The organism is Sorangium sp. So ce394, from assembly GCF_051474665.1.
Lineage (GTDB): Bacteria > Myxococcota_A > Polyangia > Polyangiales > Polyangiaceae > Sorangium > Sorangium cellulosum_D.
In genome coordinates this window covers 5,400,664-5,420,528 of sequence record NZ_CP150339.1, presented here as the reverse complement: position 1 = coordinate 5,420,528, position 19,865 = coordinate 5,400,664, and the positions used below count along the sequence as shown (strand labels likewise).

At 72.2% G+C, this 19,865-nt stretch carries 16 protein-coding genes; 12 read left to right on the top strand and 4 right to left on the bottom strand.

The window, feature by feature from the left end; genetic code table 11:
* Positions 1-12 precede the first annotated feature (12 nt).
* On the bottom strand, positions 13-822 hold the full coding sequence (locus tag WMF33_RS19860) for a hypothetical protein (RefSeq protein ID WP_437338606.1): 810 nt from the start codon (positions 820-822) through the stop codon (positions 13-15).
* Positions 823-1,118: 296 nt separating this feature from the next.
* Here WMF33_RS19860 and WMF33_RS19855 point away from each other — a divergent pair, with 296 nt between their 5' ends.
* The 7 genes from WMF33_RS19855 (at position 1,119) to WMF33_RS19825 (ending at position 8,698) form a co-directional block, all read left to right on the top strand.
* Positions 1,119-1,538: an outer membrane protein assembly factor BamB family protein gene (locus WMF33_RS19855; RefSeq protein WP_437338605.1), complete on the top strand. Its 420-nt coding sequence runs from the start codon at positions 1,119-1,121 to the stop codon at positions 1,536-1,538.
* Positions 1,539-1,780: 242 nt separating this feature from the next.
* Positions 1,781-2,014, top strand: a complete 234-nt coding sequence (locus tag WMF33_RS19850) for a hypothetical protein (protein WP_437338604.1) — start codon at positions 1,781-1,783, stop codon at positions 2,012-2,014.
* Positions 2,015-2,026: 12 nt separating this feature from the next.
* Positions 2,027-2,317, top strand: coding sequence for an HNH endonuclease (locus tag WMF33_RS19845; protein ID WP_437338603.1), 291 nt, complete (start codon positions 2,027-2,029; stop codon positions 2,315-2,317).
* Positions 2,318-2,834: 517 nt separating this feature from the next.
* Positions 2,835-3,212, top strand: coding sequence for a CBS domain-containing protein (locus WMF33_RS19840; RefSeq protein WP_020735953.1), 378 nt, complete (start codon positions 2,835-2,837; stop codon positions 3,210-3,212).
* Positions 3,213-3,576: 364 nt separating this feature from the next.
* Positions 3,577-5,310: an acyl-CoA carboxylase subunit beta gene (locus tag WMF33_RS19835; protein WP_437338602.1), complete on the top strand. Its 1,734-nt coding sequence runs from the start codon at positions 3,577-3,579 to the stop codon at positions 5,308-5,310.
* A 2-nt stretch (positions 5,311-5,312) separates the two neighbouring features.
* Complete coding sequence (locus tag WMF33_RS19830; protein ID WP_437338601.1) at positions 5,313-8,222, top strand: biotin/lipoyl-containing protein; 2,910 nt, start codon at positions 5,313-5,315, stop codon at positions 8,220-8,222.
* A 92-nt stretch (positions 8,223-8,314) separates the two neighbouring features.
* On the top strand, positions 8,315-8,698 hold the full coding sequence (locus WMF33_RS19825) for a hypothetical protein (RefSeq protein WP_437338600.1): 384 nt from the start codon (positions 8,315-8,317) through the stop codon (positions 8,696-8,698).
* Positions 8,699-8,821: 123 nt separating this feature from the next.
* On the opposite strand, the gene WMF33_RS19820 is transcribed toward WMF33_RS19825, so the two are convergent.
* Positions 8,822-11,140: a nitric-oxide reductase large subunit gene (locus WMF33_RS19820; RefSeq protein ID WP_437338599.1), complete on the bottom strand. Its 2,319-nt coding sequence runs from the start codon at positions 11,138-11,140 to the stop codon at positions 8,822-8,824.
* Between the two features lie 329 nt (positions 11,141-11,469).
* Here WMF33_RS19820 and WMF33_RS19815 point away from each other — a divergent pair, with 329 nt between their 5' ends.
* Positions 11,470-12,807: a PQQ-dependent sugar dehydrogenase gene (locus WMF33_RS19815; RefSeq protein WP_437339499.1), complete on the top strand. Its 1,338-nt coding sequence runs from the start codon at positions 11,470-11,472 to the stop codon at positions 12,805-12,807.
* A 6-nt stretch (positions 12,808-12,813) separates the two neighbouring features.
* Here WMF33_RS19815 and WMF33_RS19810 read toward each other — a convergent pair whose 3' ends face one another.
* Positions 12,814-13,335 (bottom strand): HPF/RaiA family ribosome-associated protein, encoded by a 522-nt coding sequence (locus WMF33_RS19810; protein WP_437338598.1) that lies wholly within the window; start codon positions 13,333-13,335, stop codon positions 12,814-12,816.
* A gap of 802 nt (positions 13,336-14,137) precedes the next feature.
* On the opposite strand from WMF33_RS19810, the gene WMF33_RS19805 reads away from it, so the two are divergent.
* The 3 genes from WMF33_RS19805 (at position 14,138) to WMF33_RS19795 (ending at position 17,120) form a co-directional block, all read left to right on the top strand.
* The gene (locus WMF33_RS19805; protein WP_437338597.1) at positions 14,138-15,484 is read left to right on the top strand and encodes a DUF1552 domain-containing protein; all 1,347 of its coding nucleotides are present in this window, start codon (positions 14,138-14,140) and stop codon (positions 15,482-15,484) included.
* A gap of 70 nt (positions 15,485-15,554) precedes the next feature.
* Positions 15,555-16,283: a DUF4336 domain-containing protein gene (locus WMF33_RS19800; RefSeq protein ID WP_437338596.1), complete on the top strand. Its 729-nt coding sequence runs from the start codon at positions 15,555-15,557 to the stop codon at positions 16,281-16,283.
* 189 nt (positions 16,284-16,472) lie between these two features.
* Positions 16,473-17,120, top strand: a complete 648-nt coding sequence (locus WMF33_RS19795) for a histidine phosphatase family protein (protein WP_437338595.1) — start codon at positions 16,473-16,475, stop codon at positions 17,118-17,120.
* On the opposite strand, the gene WMF33_RS19790 is transcribed toward WMF33_RS19795, so the two are convergent.
* A complete protein-coding gene (locus WMF33_RS19790) occupies positions 17,089-18,108 on the bottom strand; it encodes a phosphotransferase family protein (protein ID WP_437338594.1) in 1,020 nt (339 codons plus the stop codon). The genes WMF33_RS19795 and WMF33_RS19790 overlap by 32 nt on opposite strands.
* 350 nt (positions 18,109-18,458) lie before the next feature.
* Between WMF33_RS19790 and nhaA the strand changes: the two genes are divergently transcribed.
* Entirely contained in the window at positions 18,459-19,865 is a 1,407-nt protein-coding gene (gene nhaA / locus WMF33_RS19785) for a Na+/H+ antiporter NhaA (protein WP_437338593.1), read from the top strand.

The window sequence follows — 19,865 nt, the reverse complement described above, 5'->3', positions numbered from 1 at the left end:
GTCCGGCCCCGGCTACGATCCCGCGAGGTCGATCGCCTCGTCCGCCCCGAGCGCCGCCGCGATCGCCCGGGCCGCCTCGTCCTCGGAGGGATCCGCGTCGGACGAGGTGACGAGGAGCCGCGCCTGGGCCACCTTCAGCCGCTGCTTCTCCCGCTCCGCCCAGCGCGCCAGGGGCTCGTCGGGGCCGCGGCGCGTGCTCACGAGCAGCGGCGCGCCGGCTTCGCCGAGGAGCGCGCACACGATCCCGAGGGCATGCCGCGCTTCGGGCCGGTCGGTCACCAGGATCACCTGGGTCCGCGCCGAGAGCCGCTGGCCGCGCAAGAACGCTCGCGCCACGTGGGCCATTGCGCGGCTCCCCGCCACGACCACGTTGGTCGACGGCGAGAGGCCGCGCGCGAGGCGGGGGTGCACCGCCTCGCCGGAGCCATCCGCGCCGGCCGAGCCGAGGAGGCCCCACGCGGCGAGCGCGTGATCCAGCGCCTCGGCCGCGTTCGCTGGCGTCGCGCGGGTCGCGAACAGCCCTTCGACCATCCTGGCCGGGGGCCGCTCGAAGCCCGCTCCCCACGGGTCATCGTCGTACCAGCCCGACAGACTGAACACTGGCCCGGGTGCGAAGGCCGCCGGGTAGAGCATCGCGAGGTTCCGCAGGACGAGATCGCAGCGAACCACCGGCGGCAAGTCGCCTCCGTACGCTCGCCACGCCGCGTCCGCGTCGGCGTCCAGCACCCGGTGCTCGTTCTCCCGATCGATCAGCCGCGCCGTCGAGAGCGCGGCGCGATAGAAACACATGGCCTGGTCCTGCGTCGGTGCGGTGTCTTTCATCGAGGCCTGGAAGTCGGAGGAGAGTAGAGCGAACGCGGGCGATCTGTCGATCCTTCGCGAGCGGCGCCGCGCCTCCGCGAGTGAAGCGGCCCCGGCGCCGTTCGAGGTGCGCCCGTCGACCACCGTCGCGGCGGGGAGCGCAGCGGGGCCCGGTGCAGATGAGCTCGCCCGCACCTCGCTTTCGAGGAGCCCAGGCGAGCTCGCGTCTTCGCGGCGCGCATGGCGCGCACCCGCAACTTGCCGCGCTACCGCCTGGCTGATAGCTCGCTGAGCGCATTCACGAACGGAGGCGGCGGATGAGCGAATACCGGACAACCGCGGCGGCGCCGGTGCTGGTGGCGGCGTTCCTGGGTCAGATCTTCGGGGTGGATCCGGTCACCGGGCGCGTGGTGTGGGAGCACAAGCAGGACGGGGCCGGGTACACGTCCACGGCGCTCCTGATCACGCCCGCGGCGATCTACGCGGCGAGCATCAGCAACGTCGCCTGCCTGCGTTACCCGACGGGCGAGCTGCTCTGGGAGGTGAAGACCGCCACGCTCGGCCGCGCCACGCTGCTCCTGGAGGGCGACCGGCTCTTCGTCGCCAAGCAGGGCGAGATCGAGTGTTTCTCGCTCACCGGCCAGAGCCTCTGGCACAACCGCTTCAAGGGCAAGGGAATGGGCCCGGTCGCCCTGGGCGTGCCGGGCAACGTGGCCCAGTCCGACGACAAGGACTGACGCGCTCCGAGGCGCCGAGGTCGGCGAGAGCGCGTCCATCGGCCGGATGGCCGCGCGAGCGTGCCACCGCCAGCAGACGCCCACCGATGGCCGACGGCGGGGTTCGGTCGACGCCTGGGCAGCGCCTCGCCGGCCCGTCCGTGTCCGGACCGGCGGCGCAGCTCGTCCACGAGCGCCACGGCATGCCAGTCTCGAGTGGGTCGCTGCCCTCGTACCTGCTAGGTTCATCCAGGAGTTCGACCATGGCTACACCGGCAACGGTCCACATCGATGTGGAGCTCCCTTCCGACCTTGCCCAGCTCCGCCTCCCGGAGGGGGTCGACCGCCGGCTTCGGGCGCTCCTGGACAAGCAGGATCGCGGAGAGCAACTGTCTGCGGATGAGGCCATCGAAGCCGAAGGGCTCGTCGATCTCGCCGAGCTGCTCAGCCTGCTACGGCTCCGCGCATCGCGGAAGGATCCCGCGCCTGCGCGATGAGCACGCGATAGCGTGCCTGCCACGCTACAGCGCCGCGTCCGCGAAAGGGCAGCCGATCGATGCGAGTATTGCAGACTCGCCCAGGTCGGCCAGGAAGCCACGTTTCACATCGATCACGTCCAGCCGCGGCACGAGGGTGGCATGACCACGCTGGAGAACCTGGCGCTCGCCTGTGTGTCTTGCTCGCTGCGCAAGGGAGCGCGGACGCACGGAAGCGATCCGACGACGGGCGCCCTGCGTACCTCTTCCACCCGCGCTGGGCTCGCTGGGAAGATCACTTCGAAGTCACGGACGAGCTTCTGATCGTCGGCAAGACCCCCACAGGCCGCGCCACGGTCGCGCTGCTCCGGATGAATCGGCCTCTCGTCGTCGAGATTCCACGTGAAGAGGCGTTGCGCGGTCGTTTTCCGTAGAGCGCCTCGCCGCCCCGCGCTGACGCCGATGGGTACTCCACGTCGGTGCGAGAAGGTTCACCGCTCAGCCTCACTCCCCGGCCCTCTCAGCCGGTCGAGCTCCCCTGGCGCGTCGCTCGCTGGGCCAGCTGGGCGCGGTGTCGGCTGGCGAACCCCCTGCGCCCGCGCGCAATCGCTGCAGGCGCGTCCTCCCCGGCGGCCGGAGGTCGCCAGCGCGGCGCAGGCGGCGCATCCAGCCAGATCAGCCCGCTCGTCGCCCTGACCACCGCCGCGAGAACGCCGAGCTCCGCCCGGTGGTCCGCATCTTGCTGACCCTCTCGCAGATACCTGAATCGCTCGGATCGTCACGGACGCCCAGCGCCCGGGGAGGCCTCATGAGCTCTTCGACCCTTCGCATCCAGGATTGCATGACCAAGAGTCCGCACTCGATAGGCGCCGATCAGAAGGTCGGCCTCGCCCGCAAGCTCATGCGAGGACATCGCATCCGGCACCTGCCGGTGCTGCGCGGCGGCCGGCTGGTCGGCATGATCTCCGAGCGGGACATCTACTGGATCGAGACGCTCAAGGACCAAGAGGGCGATGAGCTGCTCGTCAGCGAGGCCATGTCGCCGAGCCCCTACGCCGTCGCGCCGGACGCGCCGCTCTCCGAGGTGGTCCGCGAGATGGCCGAGCACAAGTACGGATCGGCGGTGGTGCTGAACGGCGCGCACGTCGTCGGGGTGTTCACGACGACCGACGCCCTGGCCGTCCTGGCCGCGTTGCTCGCCGAGAAAGAGACCGCCTGACGGCGGCCAGGCAAGCGACGCGGCGGCGAGCCACGGCCCGCCCCGGCGCCGGCAGCGACGTCGATCCGAAGAACAACCTGGCCAGCCCGAGCAGCGCAGCGACCGGCCATCCATGACTCGCTGCGTCCGGCCTCGTCGACGCCGCCCGCCGCGCGCCCGGTCTCGTCGACGCCGCGCGCCGCCCGCCGCATACGGTCCCGCCGCAACGCGGTGAAGACGCGTCGCGGCGCAGCCGCGGATTCGGTCGAGCCGCCTCCGAGGCAGCGCTCCGTGCCGCGCCCCACACGCCGAGACGGGCGCGTGCCTCGCTGGGCGCGCGGCGTGCGCCGCGAGATCGCGCCATGGTAGAGTGGCGCGCCTGTCCATGAGCCCCCTTGATCGCAACGAACTCGTGACGAAGCCCGCCGCCGTCGTGCCCTCGCTCGACGATCCGCTCGACGAGGCGCCCGGCGGGGCGGCCGCGCCGGCCTCGGCGTACGACGCCGCGCTCCGGGAGGCCGAGGAGCTCCGCCGGCGGCCCTATGTCTCCGCGGGCCCGGAGAACATCATCCGGCAGCACGGCAAAGGCCGGATGACGATCTGGGAGCGCATCCGCGTGCTGACCCCCGAGCCGCCGCGCGTGCTCTTCGAGAACTGGGGGCCGAACCTCGACGGCGCCTCGCTGGTCACGGCGATCCTGCGCATCGGCAGCCGCGACGTCGCGCTCTACGGCCACGATTTCACGGTCCGCGCCGGGTCGATGGACGCGACGAACGGCCGCAAGCTCGCGCGGCTGTTCCAGCTCGCGGGAGAGCGCGGGATCCCGCTCATCGGCCTCAACGACAGCGCCGGCGCCTACGTCCCCGCGGGGGTCGGCGGGCTCGACGGCTACGCCGAGGCGTTCGCGGCGCTGCGCAAGATCAGCGGCGTGGTGCCGAGCATCATGTGCATGTTCGGGTTCAACGCCGGCGGCGGCTCCTACCTGCCGCGGCAGGGCAGCTTCGTCATCCAGCCGGGCGGGACGTTCTTCGGCCTCACCGGGGCGGCGGTCGTCAAATCGGTCCTCGGCGAGGTGGTCTCGCCCGACGACCTCGGCGGCCCGCGGGTCCACGGCGCCTCGGGCGTGGCCGATCTCACGGTGCCGGACGAGGTCGGCGCGCTGCGCACCACCGTCCGCCTGCTCGGCTACCTGCCGAGCAACAACCGCGAGAGCCCGCCGTTCCAGCGGACGAGCGATCCGCTCGACCGCGAGACGACCGAGATCGACACGCTGCTCCGCAGGGCGCTCTCGTCGCCCACGGGCTTCAACACGCCGCTCGATATCAGCATCATCATCCAGCGCATCTGCGATCACGGCGACTACTTCGAGGTGCAGCCGCAGCGCGCGCGCAACACGATCACCGCGTTCGGGCGGATCGGCGGGCGCGTCGTCGGCTTCGTGGCCAACAACAGCGCGGTCGCCTCGGGGCAGATCGACGTGGCCGCCGCGTACAAGAACGCGCGCTTCATCCGCTTCTGCAACCTCTACAACATCCCGCTCCTCTTCATGGAGGACACCACCGGCTTCCTCCCGGGCCGGGAGCAAGAGGCGATGGGCATCGTGCAGGCCGGCCGGGCGATGCTCGACGCGATCATCGACGTGCGGACCCCGCGCATCCTGCTGCTCGTGCGCAACGCGTTCGGCGGCGCCTACGCCTCGTTCAACAACTACGCGACCGGCGCGGACGTCGTCCTCGCGCTCCCCACGACGCGCGTCGCCGTGATGGGGCCCGCCGGCAAGGAGTTCGTTTACAAGGACGAGCTCCGCAAGGTGCGCGCGCAGGCGAGCGCCAGGGAGAAGGCGGGCGTCAAGGAGCGGCTCGGCCGCGGCCTGGACGAGGCGAAGGCGAAGGCCGAGGCCCGCGAGGAGGCCGCGGCGTGGCTGAAGGCCAGAGAGGCCGAGTTCGGCGCGCGGTACGAGCGGGAGCTCATGAACCCGCGCGAGGGGCTCAGCCTGGGCTCCATCTCGCGGCTCGTGATGCCGCGCGAGCTCCGCTCGGTGATCGGAGAGAACCTGGAGTTCTTGCTCCGCCATTACCAGCCAGGGCCGTTCACCGGGGTTCAGCGGGAGTTTCATTGAGCATGGATGGGTTCGGGAGCAAGCGCGGTTACGACCGCAATCCGATGGTGGTGCGCGACCGCAGGCTCGGCCGAGCGAGCTCGGCGTGGGCGCGGTCCTTCGCCGCCGACGACGTGCGGCCGCTGATCGTCGGCCGGGGTCCGATCCGCAAAGAGGCAATGGACGTCTTCGCCCAGATGGGGATCGAGCACTATGGCATCCTCCTCTCGGAGAAGGACTCGATCGTCTACACGCACGCGCTGGCGCCCGAGCTGCGGTGCATCCACCCGGCGCACGTGCACCGGGTCAAGGACTATACCGGCGCGACGAAGGACGAGCGCGTCAAGCTGATGCACGAGATCGTCGCGATCGCGCGGGCCGGCGGCTACACGCACGTGTTCGCGGGGTACGGCTTCATGGCCGAAGACGAGGAGTTCGTGCGCACGCTCGAGGAGGCGGGGCTCGTCTTCATCGGCCCCCGCTCGTCGGTCCAGCGCGCGGCCGGGCTCAAGGACGAGGCGAAGCGCACGGCGCTCGCGACCGCGGTCAGCGTGACGCCCGGCATCGACGACGCGACCCGGCGGATCGTGCTCCGCAGGTGGCCCGATCACGCGGCCCTGCGCGCGGCCGCCGAAGGGCGCGGGCTGCTGCGCGACCCGGGCGCCGCGGCGCGGCTCGCCGAGGGCGTCCCGCTCGCCGAGGCGGCGGACGCGCTGCTCGCGGCGGCCTACGCGGCGCGCGTGGACCTCTACACGACCGACGAGCTCTGCGCGGAGCTCGAGCGGGGCGCGGCCGAGCTCCTCGCCCGCCACCCGGGGCGGCGGATCCGGCTCAAGGCCATCGGCGGCGGCGGCGGCAAGGGGCAGCGGCTCCTCGCCGGCGTCGCCCCGGGCGCGGCGGAGCCGGAGGCCGCGGCGCGCGCGCGGGCGGCCGAGGTCCCCGCGCTGGCGCGGGAGGTGCTCGCGGAGGTGAAGGCCGCGGGCGTCGGCGACAACAAGAACATCCTGCTCGAGCTCAACGTCGAGGAGACGCGGCACAACGAGATCCAGCTGATCGGCAACGGCGCGTGGTGCGTCGCGCTGGGCGGGCGCGACTGCTCGATCCAGATGCACGAGCAGAAGCTGCTCGAGGTGGCGATCACGCAGGAGGGGCTCCGCGAGGCGATCGAGCGGGCGCGCGCCGCCGGGGACGAGCGGCGAGCGGCGTCGCTCGAGCGCGAGCTCGCCTCGCTCGCCCGGATGGAGGCCGAGGCGGAGCGGTTCGGGCTCGCGGTGGGGCTGAACTCGGCCTCGACGTTCGAGTGCATCGTCGAGGGCGATCACCATTACTTCATGGAGGTCAACACCCGGATCCAGGTCGAGCACCGGGTGTCGGAGCTCTGTTATGCCCTCCGCTTCGAGAACCCGGCCGATCCGGCCGACGCGTTCGAGGTGACGTCGCTCATCGAGTGCATGGTCCTGCTCGCGCGCCACGGCGAGCGGCTGCCGCGGCCGGTCCGCGTCCGGCGCGAGGGGTCCGCGGTGGAGGCGCGCCTCAACGCCACGAACGGCGCGCTGGAGCCGCACGCGGGCGGCGTCATCGTCTCCTGGAGCGATCCGCACCCGCACGAGATCCGCGACGATCAGGGCATCTGCGTGAAGAACCCCGACACCGGGGTGTTCATGCATTACCGGCTCGCGGGCGCGTACGACAGCAACATCGCGCTCCTCGTGACCTACGGCGGCTCCCGCGAGGAGTCCTACCTGCGGCTCTGCGAGATCCTGCGCACGACGACGCTGCGGGGCAGCGATCTCCACACGAACCTCCTGTTTCATTACGGGCTCGTGCACTGGTTCCTCGCGCGGGACGTGTGGGCGAAGCCGACGACGCGCTTCGTGGTCCCGTACCTCACGCTGGTCGGCCAGCTCTCGGCGGAGCTCGGAGGCCTCGATTTCGACGCGATGTGGGCCGAGCTCGGCGCCCGCCACGAGCGCCGGCTCGCGGCGCAGGCCGGGGACGGCGCGGAGGCGGGGCTCAGGAAGGTGTTCGCGCTCAAGGACACGCTCGTGCGCCGCCCCGTGGAGCGGATCTGCGCGGAGCCGCACCTGCTGTCGGCGTGGCTCAGCCGGAACCTGGGGTCGTTCGAGGTCCGGTCCGGGCGGGTGCGCTGGCTCAAGAACCCGGTCGAGGTGCTTTCGGACACGTACTGGCTGCTCAACATGACGCCGCAGCCGCACGCCCCCGCGGCCCACGTGATCTGGGATCACGACGAGGCGCTCCTCTCGCGCGCGCTCGGCTTTTACCGGCGCCTCGGCGAGCGGATAGGCCAGGCGGGCGGCGCGCCGTCGTGGCCCGCGCTGCGAGAGGCCCTGTCGCAGCCCGCCGCGCCTCAGGGCTGGGACGGTGAGCTCTGGCGGCGGGTCCGCGGCGCGCACCTCGGCTTCCAGGCGGGGCTGGAGCTCCTCGACGCGCTGGTCCTCGCGGGCGACGCCGCGCGCTTCTTCGAGCTCCGGGTGCGCGAGGACGGCGAGGTCGTCATCCCCGAGCGCCTGCTCGACCGCGAGCTCGCGGCCCGGATGCGCAAGGTCCTCGCGCCGCCGCCCGCCACGCGGGCGAACGAGATCGTCGCGGTCACCGGCGGCATGTTCTACGCGCAGGAGGCGCCGGATCGGCCCCCCTTCGTGGCGAAGGGCAGCCACTTCGAGGCGGGCGATCCGCTCTACGTCCTCGAGGTGATGAAGATGTTCAACAAGGTGCTCGCGCCGTTCTCGGGCACGATCGAGGAGGTGCTCATCGACGGCGGCGAGGGGACGATCGTGCAGAAGGGGCAGCCGCTCTTCCGCGTGCGGCCGGACGAGGCGCACGTCGAGGAGGACGCGGCCGATCGCAAGCGCCGCCGGCGCGAGCAGACGACGCGCTATGTCGACGCCATCTTCGATCCGGAGGGGCCCTGACGAGGCGAGCGCCGCGGCGCCCTCCACCGGCGCGGGGCGCCCCTCGGCGGCTCGCCTTGACGGGCGCGCCGGGACCAGGGATCCTCGCGGGCATGCGATTCGCCGCGCTCGGGTCGATCGTGCTCTTCGCGGGCAACGCGCTCCTCGCGGGCGACGCGCGGGCCGAGCGAGCCGCGCCCGTCGCTCCCGTCGACACCACCCGGCGCGACGTGGGCGTCGGCCTCTCCGTCGGCGGGTTGGTCCTTGGCTCCGTCGGAGCGGGGATGTACTTCCTCACCCGGCCGCGCGGCGAGGATCTCTGCGGTTGCGCGTCGAAGGCGTGGGTCTTTCCCACCGTGCTCATGAGCCTCGGAGGCGCCATGGCCGTCACCGGCATACCGCTCTGGATCACGGGGCAGATCCAGAGTGATCGCGCGAAGGCGCAGGCGGAGCTGCATATCGGCCCGCTCGGCGGAGGCGTCCGGCTGCTGTTCTGAAGGGCAGCGGCGGACTCGGCTCACCTTCCGCGGTCGCGTGCTCAACCCGCCCTCCGCGCGCCGGCGGCCCCCCTCCGCCGGCAGCTCGCCTCGCCGCGCACAGCGACTCGGGCCTCGAGCGCCTCAGGCCGCCGGCGCGCGGCTCGCCGCGGGCGCGGCCATCGCCGCCGCCTCGCCGGCCGCGGCGGGCCTCGCCGAGGCGGCGCCCGCCGGCCGCCGCGTCCAGAGCCCCGCGACGAACGCCACGAAGGCCACGACGCCGGCGATGAACACGCTGTCCCCGACGAGGCGCATCCAGCGCAGCGCCTCGAGCAGCGGCTGCTGCAGGAACTCCGCGCTCCGCGCGTACCACAGCCCGCGGTCGACGCTGGCCCACGCCTGCGCGAGGCCGATCGGCAGGAGGCTCAGCGCGATCATCAGTCCGAGCCCGACGTTCATCCCCCAGAACGCCACCCGGAGCCGCGCCTCGTTCCAGACCGCCTCGGGGCGCAGCCGGCGGAGCATCACGAGCACGAGGCCGAGCGAGAGCAGCCCGTAGACGCCGAAGAGGGCGGCGTGCGCGTGCACCGGCGTCGTGTTCAGGCCCTGCATGTAATAGAGGGCGATCGGCGGGTTGATGAGGAACCCGAACACCCCCGCGCCCACGAAGTTCCAGAACGCGACCGCGACGAAGAACTGGATGGGCCAGCGATAGGCCTGCATCCACGCGCTCCGGTGCTGCATCCGCCACGTCTCGTGCGCCTCCATCCCGACGAGGACGAGCGGCACCACCTCCAGGGCGCTGAAGCTCGCGCCGACGGCCATGACCGAGACCGGCGTGCCGCTGAAGTACAGGTGGTGGAACGTGCCGGGGATGCCCGAGACGAGGAAGATGCAGGTCGACAGGATCGCGGCCCGCGCCGCGCTGTCGGGCCGCACGAGCCCGAGCCGCGTGAACAGGAACGCGATCGCCGCGGTGGCGAAGACCTCCATGAACCCCTCGACCCAGAGGTGCACGACCCACCAGCGCCAGTATTCCATGATCGAGAGGTGCGTCTTCGCGCCGTAGAACAGGCCCACGCCGTAGAACATCCCGATCGCGACCGTGGCGCCGGTGAAGAGCAGCACGATGTGCCGGCTCACGTCGCGCCGCGCGAGGGCGGGCCAGAGGGCGCGCAGCATCAGGAAGAGCCAGAGCGCGAGGCCGCCGAAGAGCGCGATCTGGAAGGCGCGGCCGAGGTCGACGTACTCGTACCCCTGGTGCCCGAACCAGAAGGACGCCTCGAGCGCGAAGCGCTGCTTGACCGACAGCCACTCTCCGGCGAGCGAGCCGAAGACCACGAGGACGAGCGCGCCGAAGAGGACGTTCACGCCGAGCCGCTGCCCCCTCGGCTCGCGCCCGCCCACGGCCGGCGCGAGGAAGAGCCCCGCCGCGAGGAAGGCCGTGGCGATCCAGAAGACGCCGAGCTGGACGTGCCAGGTGCGCGTCACCGCGTAAGGCAAGTAGTCGGCGACCGGCAATCCGAAGACCTCGTGTCCCTCGACCGTGTAATGCGCGGTCAGCGCGCCGAGCGCGACCTGGAGCGCGAGCAGCGCGACCACGACGACACAGTACTTGCCGACGGCCCGCATCGACGGGGTGAGCACCCAGCCGGCCAGCGGATCGCGCGCCGGCGCGGGGGCGGCGGCGTCCTCGGCGCGGCGGAAGGCGTGATACCACACGAGGGCGCCGATCCCCGCGAGCAAGAGCACGATGCTCACGATCGACCAGACGACGTTGGGGGCCGTGGGGACGTTGCCGATGAGCGGCTCGTGAGGCCAGTTGTTCGTGTAGGTCGCGCCGGTGCCGGGGCGCTCCGCGGCGCAGGCCCACGAGGTCCAGAAGAAGAACGCCGTCAGCTTGTCGCGCCGCCCCGCGTCCGGGACCGCGCCCGTGTGCAGCGCGTAGCTCTCGCGCAGGCCGGTGAGCGCCGGCTCATCGCCGAACAGCGCGCGGTAGTGCGCCGCGGTCTCCTCGATCGCCAGCGCGCGATCCTCGGAGATCGTGAGCGCGCCGGTCGCCGGATCGACGGCGCTGTCGCGCATCGTCCGCTGGAGCCGCGCCTTGAGCGCGGCCTGCGCCTCGTCGGGCAGCGCCGCGAACGGCGCGCCGTGCGCTCGCTGGCTCCAGAGCGAGAGGAGCGCCTCGGCCTCGCGATGGAGCCAGTCGGCCGACCAGTCCGGCGCCTGGTAGGCGCCGTGGCCCCAGACGCTGCCGACCTGCTGTCCGCCGATGCTCTGATAGACCAGCTGCCCGTCAAGGATATCGTCCTTCGTGAGCAGCACCCGGCCGGACGGCGTCCGCACGATCTCGGGGATCGGCGGGGCCTTGCGGTACACCTCCCGGCCCATGAAGCCGAGGATCAAGAATCCAAGGGTGATGACGGCGGCGAGCGCCAGCCAGAGTCGTCGTAGGCTATGCATATCGACCTCGTGGTTCGCGCGAGCCCGCGGCGCGCCAGCGGCGCCTCCGGGCTCCGGTCGCGACATCAGGCCAATAGGCAGGAGGCGTGCCGCTCCCCTTCCCCGCTTCATTTCGTGGGTGCTGGGGCGCACGTTTTGCGCCCGCGCGCACCCGTTGCTCGACGTCCTCTGCCGCGCGGCGCCGGTGCGCCTGACGCGAGGCGAGGAGATCGGCGGGCTCATCGGTCGCTGATCGGTGGTTGAAAGGATCTGTGGACAGAGGAGGATCCGAATGGCAACCACAGGTCATGGACGACCGAAGAACAGACCGCCGGCGGGCCCGGCGCGGGTTGGCTCGGGTGCTCTTTGCGTTCGCCGGCGCGGGCGCGCTGGCCGCGTGCTCGCCCAAGCGCGCCGAGGTCACGCCGCAGCCAGCGCCCACCGACAGGATCCTCACCGGCGCCGACGCGCTGGGCGACTGGACCACGGACGCGCCCGGCGTCAAACGCAAGATCACCGCCGCTGACCTCCCGCCGCCCAACGAGGACGAGTCGGTGGTCAACCGGCCGAGCAAGGCAGATCGTCCAGCCGGTGTGTTCCCCAAAGTGCCGTCAGGATTCACCGTCACCGAGCTCGCCATGGGCCTGGACGAGCCGCGCGTCCTCCAGGTGGCGCCGAACGGCGACGTGTTCGTGGCCGAGAGCGGGGCGGACCGGGTGACGGTGCTCCGGGACGCGGACGGCGACGGCAAGGCCGAAGCCCGCAGCGCCTTCGCGGAGGATCTCAACCGCCCCTTCGGCATCGCCTTCTATCCGTCGGGCACCGACGCGCCGACGCACGTCTACATCGCGAACACGGACAGCGTTGTGAGGTTTCCTTACAAGACGGGCGACACAAAGGCGAGCGGCCCGGCCGAGCCGCTGGTCACCAACATCCCCTCGGGCAAGGAGATGGTGGGCGGCGGCGGCCACTGGACCCGCGATATCGCCTTCAGCAAGGACAACCAGCGGATGTTCGTGTCCGTGGGCTCGCGCTCCAACGTCGACGACGACGAGGACGAGCACCGCCGCGCCTGCATCCTGGCCTTCACGCCCGACGGCAAGGACGAGACGCTCTATGCGTCCGGCATCCGCAACCCGGTCGGGCTGGCGATCGAGCCGTCGACGGGCGCGCTCTGGACCAGCGTGAACGAGCGCGACGAGCTGGGCGACAACCTGGTCCCCGATTACGTGACGCGCGTGCAAGAGGGCGGCTTCTACGGCTGGCCCTGGTACTACCTCGGCCCGAACCAGGATCCGCGCCACGAGGGCAAGCGCCCCGAGCTGAGGGACAAGGTCCTCGTGCCGGACGTGCTGATCCAGTCGCACTCGGCGTCGCTCGATCTCTGCTTCTACACGGGCCAGCAGTTCCCGGCCGACTACCAGGGCCACATCTTCGCCGCGGAGCACGGCTCGTGGAACCGCTCGCGGCGCACCGGCTACAAGGTGATCCGCATCCCGGTCAAGGACGGCAAGGCGGAGGGGTACTACGAGGACTTCATGACCGGCTTCGTCACGAGGACCGGCGACGTGTGGGGCCGTCCGGTCGGCGTCGCGGTGGCCAAGGACGGCGCGCTGCTGGTCAGCGACGACCAGAGCAACACCGTGTGGCGGGTCGCCTACGGCGGAAGCCGCGCTCCCGCCGATTGAGAGGCGCTAAGCGGCCGAGCCGCGGGAGCGGGGCGTGGCCGATCCACGCGCTGGCTCGACTCCCCGCGTCGGCGCTCGGCGCGTGCGTACGAGCGGGCGGGACGCTCTTCCGTGCAGCGGCTTCATGCGTGCACGCCCGAGGCGCGACCGCACGGCCGGCTCGATCCTGGAGAGGGCGCCATCGATCGCGGCTTGCTTCGACGCATCTCGATGCTCGGTAACGACGCTCGGCAGCCCGGAGAGGACCACCTTGATCCGGCAGATCTTGTCGATGCCTCCGCGCGGCCCGTTGGTGTCCGTCAGGCGAACGCTGATGCGTTCGATGGACGCACCGAACTTGCTGAGCCTCCTGCCCAGCTTCTGGCGGATGTGCTCCCGGTCCGTGGGATCGAGGTCCACCCCGATCGTGCGCACGTGGGCAGGCGGCTGCCCGCGGGAGCTCCCGGTCCGCTTGACGGGCCGCGGCAGCTCGGCCGGCAGCGCTGTCCGAAACTTGCTTGCCGCCACCTTGCGAGTTCGATCACCCATGATAGGTCCCCCGCTGCTTGCGGGGAGCGCTGCCGCGACGGGGGTGCTGCATGCGCCTCATCGCCGAGCCGAGCTCAGCTCCGGAGCCGAGCTCGGCCACGAGCTCATTGCGTGGGAGGCCGGCCCTCGCAGGCGTCCACGCCGGCGGATCGCTCGCGGGAAACGACTGCTGACAGGCCTCGTCCACGACATCGACATCACGCAGGGGCCCGGCCGGCAGGCCCACTTTTCCAGCCTGCCCGGCGCGCTGCTCCTCGCCCCGACGCCGCTCGTTGCCCGGCTGTTCTGCGTCAATCCGGGCCGCCCGTCCCTGCGTGCACCCCATGGCGTGTCCCCCGCCCACGACATTGCGCCTCGCCGCCGCGTCGGCAAGCTCTTTCGCGGCCTCGAAGACGATCTCGGACAGCCGAGCTGCCTGTGGCTATGGCAGAGCCGCGCTCGCCCGCCGTGCCGGACGTACGCGAATTGCCGGAATCCCGCCGCAGCCAGACATGCCGCATCGCGGCAATCAGGCCCGCGCCCCGATAGGAGAAATGCATCTGTACGGCATGCGCTCTCGTCGTGCCCCGCCTCGTGGTCCGGTGGGCCCCGGACCACAATCCTCTGGTCATTTCATAAATAGTATTGTTGAATCACGGGGCATCGGCGTGCCAGGTGCGCTCGAGGAGCGACGACGAGCTCTGGTCTTCAGGTCACGGGCCTGCGGCTCCTCGTCGAGCTCACCCGGACGTGCGGTTTCCTCTACATGGTTGCCTGACAGGTGCGAGGGGGTATGTCGAAATTCCGCTTGAGCCGACGTGCCATGCTGCGAGGCGCCGGCGCCATCGCCGTCGCGCTCCCGTGGCTGGAGATCATGGGGACCGAGCGCCCGGCGCACGCGCAACCCGCCCCCGCCCGGCGCTTCCTCGCCGTCTACACGCCCGGCGGGACCGTGATGGACCGCTGGCGTCCGACCGGCACCGAGACGAGCTTCACCCTGGGCCCCATCCTGGCGCCGCTCGCGCCGGTGCAGGACCGGCTGCTCGTCATCGACGGCCTCGACATGAAGAGCGCGCGCGGGGAGCAGCACCAGGCCGGGATCATCGCCTGGCTCACGGGCACGGAGCAGGAGGGCGCGAACAGCGGCGGCTACGGGAGGGGGCCGTCCATCGATCAGGTGATCGCCTCCCGGATCTCCGCCGGTCGGAAGGCGAAGGCGAGCCTCCAACTCGCGGTGCGCTGGGCGACGGGCAAGTCCCACGGCCTGATGTCGCCCATGAACGTCGTCAATTTCGAGGACACCGCGCCGTACAGCCCCATCCCGCCGCGCCTGGATCCGGTGGAGATCTTCACCGAGCTCTTCGGCACGCTGAACCCCGGCGCCAGCGACGACGCCGCCCTCCGCCTCGCGCGGAAGCGCTCGATCCTCGACTTCCTCGACGGGCGCTACGCCGCCCTCTCCGCGCGGCTCGGCGCGGCCGACAAGCAGAAGATCGACCAGCACCTGACGAAGATCCGCGAGATCGAGCTGAGCCTCGGCAGCACGCCGGCCGCGGCGGGCGCTTGCCGGGTCCCGACGGGGGTCGACACGTCCGACTACGACCCGAGCTCGGGGCTCAACGCGGACGACAACGGCGCGAACGTGGACGCCTCGACCGACGCGGCCATCCCCAGGGTGGGCAAGCTGATGACGGACATGCTGGTGATGGCGCTCGCCTGCGACATCACCGCGGTCGGCACCCTGCAGTGGAGCGACACGGAGGCGAAGCACACGTTGCCGTGGCTGAACCTGACCGAGAACCACCATTTCTACCAGCATAACGGCGGCTACAGGCCGGTCGAGTGCGCGCGCATCCACACCTGGTACTCGCAGCAGCACCTCTATCTCTTGCAGGAGATGGAGAAGATCGACATGGGCGGGCATTCGCTGCTCGACGAGAGCGTCGTCTTCTTCGGCTCCGAGATCTCGGATCCGGCGACCCACGCGAAGAAGGACATGCCGTTCCTGCTGGCCGGCGGCGGCGGGGGCCTGCGCACCGGGCGCTGGGTCCAGTACCCGAGCCTCCCGCACAACAACCTGCTCGTCTCGATCTTGAACCTGTTCGGCGACCCCCGGACCAGGTTCGGCTCGACGCAGCACTGCACCGGGCCGCTCACGAACCTCACGTAGGCCCGGCCTTGCGGGCCGCGCTGCGAGCAGATTTCCGGCAGCGAGACCCGAAGGAGCGTAAGCTACCCCAGTGACAGCTCCCGGCGTCTTCGAGGTCGTCGTGCCAGACTCCATCTGGGTCACCGAACGCCCGGTATGGTTCAGCGGCGTTCGCCTGCGATCGAGGACCACCGTCGTTCGACTCTCGGGCGAGGCCCTCTGGGTTCATAGCCCCTGCACCCCCACGGACGACGTGTGCGCGGCGCTCGATGCGCTCGGCGAGGTGCGCTGGATCGTGGTGCCCAATCGATTCCACCACCTGCAAACGCCAGCCACTGCCGCTCGATACCCGGACGCGCTCGTCGTCGGACCAAGGTCTGCAGAGGCGCGCAACCCGCGCGTCCGCTCGACCATGGGCACGGACGATCCCGCGTATATCCGCTCGACCCCTGAGCTGACCCCTATTCAGCTGAAGGGCGTTCCTTTTCTCGACGAGACGGTCTTCTTCCACCCGGCGAGCGGCTCTCTGATCGCCGCAGATCTGCTCATGTCCGCCTGCGCGCGCGACCACTGGACCTGGCGAGCTGCAGCGCGCATCACGGGACGCTACGAGAAAGTCGGGACGCCCCCCGACGTCCGAATGCACGCTCGCGCGAGCACGGCGGTGGCTGAATCGATCGCGAAGATGCGCGCGCTGCCGCTCCAGCGGATCCTCGTGGCCCACGCCGATCCGATCACGGATCGACCCGCTCAACGGCTCGCCGAAGCATGGAGCTTCGCTGTTCCTCCTCACCTGAGGCAGCCCGGCGCCACGCTCTAGCGTCGCAGCGCACCGAAGGGCCCGGCGACGGGGCGGCGAGCGAAGGAGAATCCCGCGGCGGCGAAACAGGCTGAAGCCAGGAAAATCTCTACGGTTGCCGGCGACCGCTCGCCATCGACCGGTTCTTCTGGCGGGACTCCTGACCCGCGGTACTAGCCTCCTGGCCGAGCGCCCCCGCTCCCCCGGACCATGCGACCCTGCCTCCTGTTCCTCGTGCGCCACGGCCGCACCGCGGGTAACCGCGGCGGTCCCGCGACGCCGATGAGCGGGTGGACCGACACGCCGCTCGACGCGCGCGGGCGCGAGGAGGCCGAGGCGCTGGGCCGCCGCCTCGCCAGAGGCCCGGCGTTCGACGCCGTGTACGCGAGCCCGCTGAGCCGCGCGCTCGAGACGGCGCGGATCGCGGCCGGCGCGTGGGGCCCGGTCCGCCCGCACGACGGCCTGCGCGAGATCTGCTGCGGCGACGTGGACGGCGCGCCGATCGAGGAGGTCAAGGCGCGCCACGCCGCGCTCTGGGAGGCGAACCTGCGCCAGGACGACGACGACTTCCGCTGGCCGGGCGGGGAGAGCTACCGCGAGTTCCGCGCGCGCTGCCTCGCGACGATCGGCGCGATCGCCGCGGCGCACCCGGGGCAGCGCGCGCTCGTGGTCACGCACGCGGGCGTCATCGGCCAGATCCTCGGGGCGCTGCACGGCGTACCGGCCGCGCGCTGGGAGCCGTTCCGGCCAGGCAACGCCAGCCTCACGTCGCTCTCGTGGCAGGGCGAGCGCGGCGTCCTCCTGCGCTTCGACGACCGCGAGCACGTCAGCGCCAGCACGCGTCGGCCCGGCGGATGACGCGCAGCCAGTCCGCCGCGTTCCGGGCCGCGGCCGCGCGCGCGTCCGGCGTCGCGCCGGGCTCGCTCGCCCGGCACGCCAGCGCGAGGTGGACCCCGAGCGCGCCCGCGAGCGCGTTGGACGCGGCCGCGAACCAGTAGGCGTCGCGCAGCGGCCGGGTCAGCGCCGGGGCGAGGCCGCGCGCCGAGAGGTAGCCGGCGAGCAGCGTGTCGTGGCGGCGCCGCGCCTCCGGCTCCCAGTAGCCGAGGGCCTGGAGCCACGAGCTCACGTCCTCCAGCGGCGAGCCGATCCGCGCGCGCGCCCAGTCGAGCAGCACCGGCTCCACGACCCCGTCGCGCCGGCGGACCATGACGTTCCCCGGGTGCACGTCGCCGTGGATCACCGCGCGGCCGAGCGGCCGGAGCTCGAGGAGCTGGCGGCGCATCGCGGGCAGCGCCGCCACGACCCGCCGCAGCGCGGGCAGCGACCGGGCGAGCGCCGGGACCTCGCCGCGGGGCAGGCGCTCGGCCAGCGCGAGGGTGCCCCGCGCCGCGGCCAGGTTCTCGGCCTCGTAGTCCCACGCCGGCAGGGAGGCGCCGCTCGCGGTCGCGTGGAGGCGCGCCAGCCGCTCGAGCACCTGGGCGGTGTGCGCGCTGTCGGCCCACGGCCAGGCGTGCGCCGGCTCGATCCGCTCGAGGTAGAGCAGCCAGCGCCCGCGCCCGAGCCGCTCTACGGCGAGCAGCTCGGGCGAGAAGCGCCGCGCGACGGACCTCGAGAGCCGCCGGTAGACGGCCGCCTCGCGCGCGGCGGCGCCGTGCACGAGCTTGGCCACCAGCGCGACACGGAGCGCCCGCGCGCCGCCGCGCAGCCGCGCGGTGACCAGCGCGACCTCCGAGCAGAGCCCGCCCGGGAGCGGGCGCACCTCGATGGCCGCGTCGCCGGCGGCACCGCCGTGGCGCGCGGCGAGGAAAGCCCCCACCGCGGCGCGATCCAGGGCACCTCGCGTCATCGATCACCTCCCCGAGCCGACATCGATCGCCTCCCCGAGCCGACGATGCGCCGAGTCCAGCTCACGATCCACCCTGCGCCTCGAATCCGGTCCGCGCGCCGGAGCCGTGCGCCCGGCGATGCCGGCGCGGCGGCGCGCGGCCGCGCTGGAGCGGCCTTTCCGGGCGGCGGCGCGCGACCGCGAGGGCGAGCGCACAAGGCCCGGAGAGCCCGTTCTGACTGGCTTCGGTTGCCCGGATGAGTATTCTCCCGTGCGGGTGTCGCGGCGGCAGAGCGCCGCGACAGGTCATCGCGGGACGGTCGGGCCGCCTTCCCCCCTTTGCGCGACGCCGCTCGCGCCCTGGCGGTCCCTTGAGTCGATCCCCGTCACAGCACGCCCCCGGAACCTGGGCCCCCGCGCGCCGCATCGCCGAGCGCGTCCTCGGCCCGATCGAGCGGTTCCTGCACGTCGAGGCCGCCAGCGGGATCGTCCTCTTGGTCGCGTCCGTCGTCGCCCTCGCGTGGGCGAACTCGCCGTGGGGCGACGCGTACGAGCACCTCTGGCATCTCCCGATCACGATCGGCGCCGGCTCGCTGGTGTTCACGCAGCCCCTGCACTTCTGGATCAACGAAGGGCTGATGACGATCTTCTTCTTCGTCGTCGGCCTGGAGATCCGGCGGGAGATCCACGAGGGGGAGCTCTCGGATCTCAAGCGCGCGGCGCTGCCGGTCGCCGCGGCGCTCGGCGGCATGATGGCGCCCGCGCTCCTCTACCTGTCGCTCAACACGTCGCCCGCCTCGCGGCACGGCTGGGGCGTCCCCACGGCGACCGACATCGCGTTCGCGGTGGGCGTCCTGGCCTTGCTCGGCAAGCGCGTGCCCCCTGCCCTGCGCGTGCTCCTGCTCGCGCTCGCGATCATCGACGACATCGGCGCGATCATCGTCATCGCGCTGTTCTACTCGTCGGGCGTCGCGTGGAGCGGGCTGCTCATCGCCGGCGGCGGGCTGCTCGCGGTGCGGCTGCTCCAGCGGTTCGGCGTCCGCTCGCCCGCCGCCTACGTGGCCCCCGGCGCCGTGCTCTGGTGGGGCATGCTCCGCGCCGGCGTCCACCCGACGATCGCCGGCGTCGTCATCGGGCTGCTCACGCCGGTGCGCTCCTGGTTCGGCAGCCACGGGTTCCTCGCCGCGGCGCGCGACACGGTGGACAGGGTCGCCGCGCTCGTCCAGCGCGACGACCACCGCGCGGACGAGCTGCTGCAGCCCCTCGGGCGGATCCGGCAGGCCCAGCTCGAGGCGCTGCCGCCCGTGGTCCGGCTCCAGGCGGCGCTCCACCCGTGGGTCGCGTACGGCATCATGCCGCTGTTCGCCCTCGCCAACGCCGGCGTCCGCGTCGACGGCTCCTCGCTCGGCCACGCGTCCTCGGGGACGATCCTGCTCGGGGTCATGGTCGGCCTGGTCGTCGGCAAGCCGATCGGCATCTTCCTCGCGAGCTTCGCGATGGTCCGGCTCGGCGTCTGCGCCCTGCCGCGCGGCGTCGGCTGGCGCGGGATCGCGGTCGTGGGCTGCGTCGCGGGCATCGGCTTCACGATGGCGATCTTCATCGCCGGCCTCGCGTTCGACGACCCCGCGAAGCTCGCCGCGGCCAAGCTCGGCGTCCTGCTCGCCTCGGCCGTGGCCGCCGTGGTGGGCCTCCTCGTCGGCAGGCTCGCGCTGCCGAGGGCCCCGGCGCTCGGCGCGGCGCGGACGGCCACCGAGGCCGAGGCGTCGACGGAGCAGTAG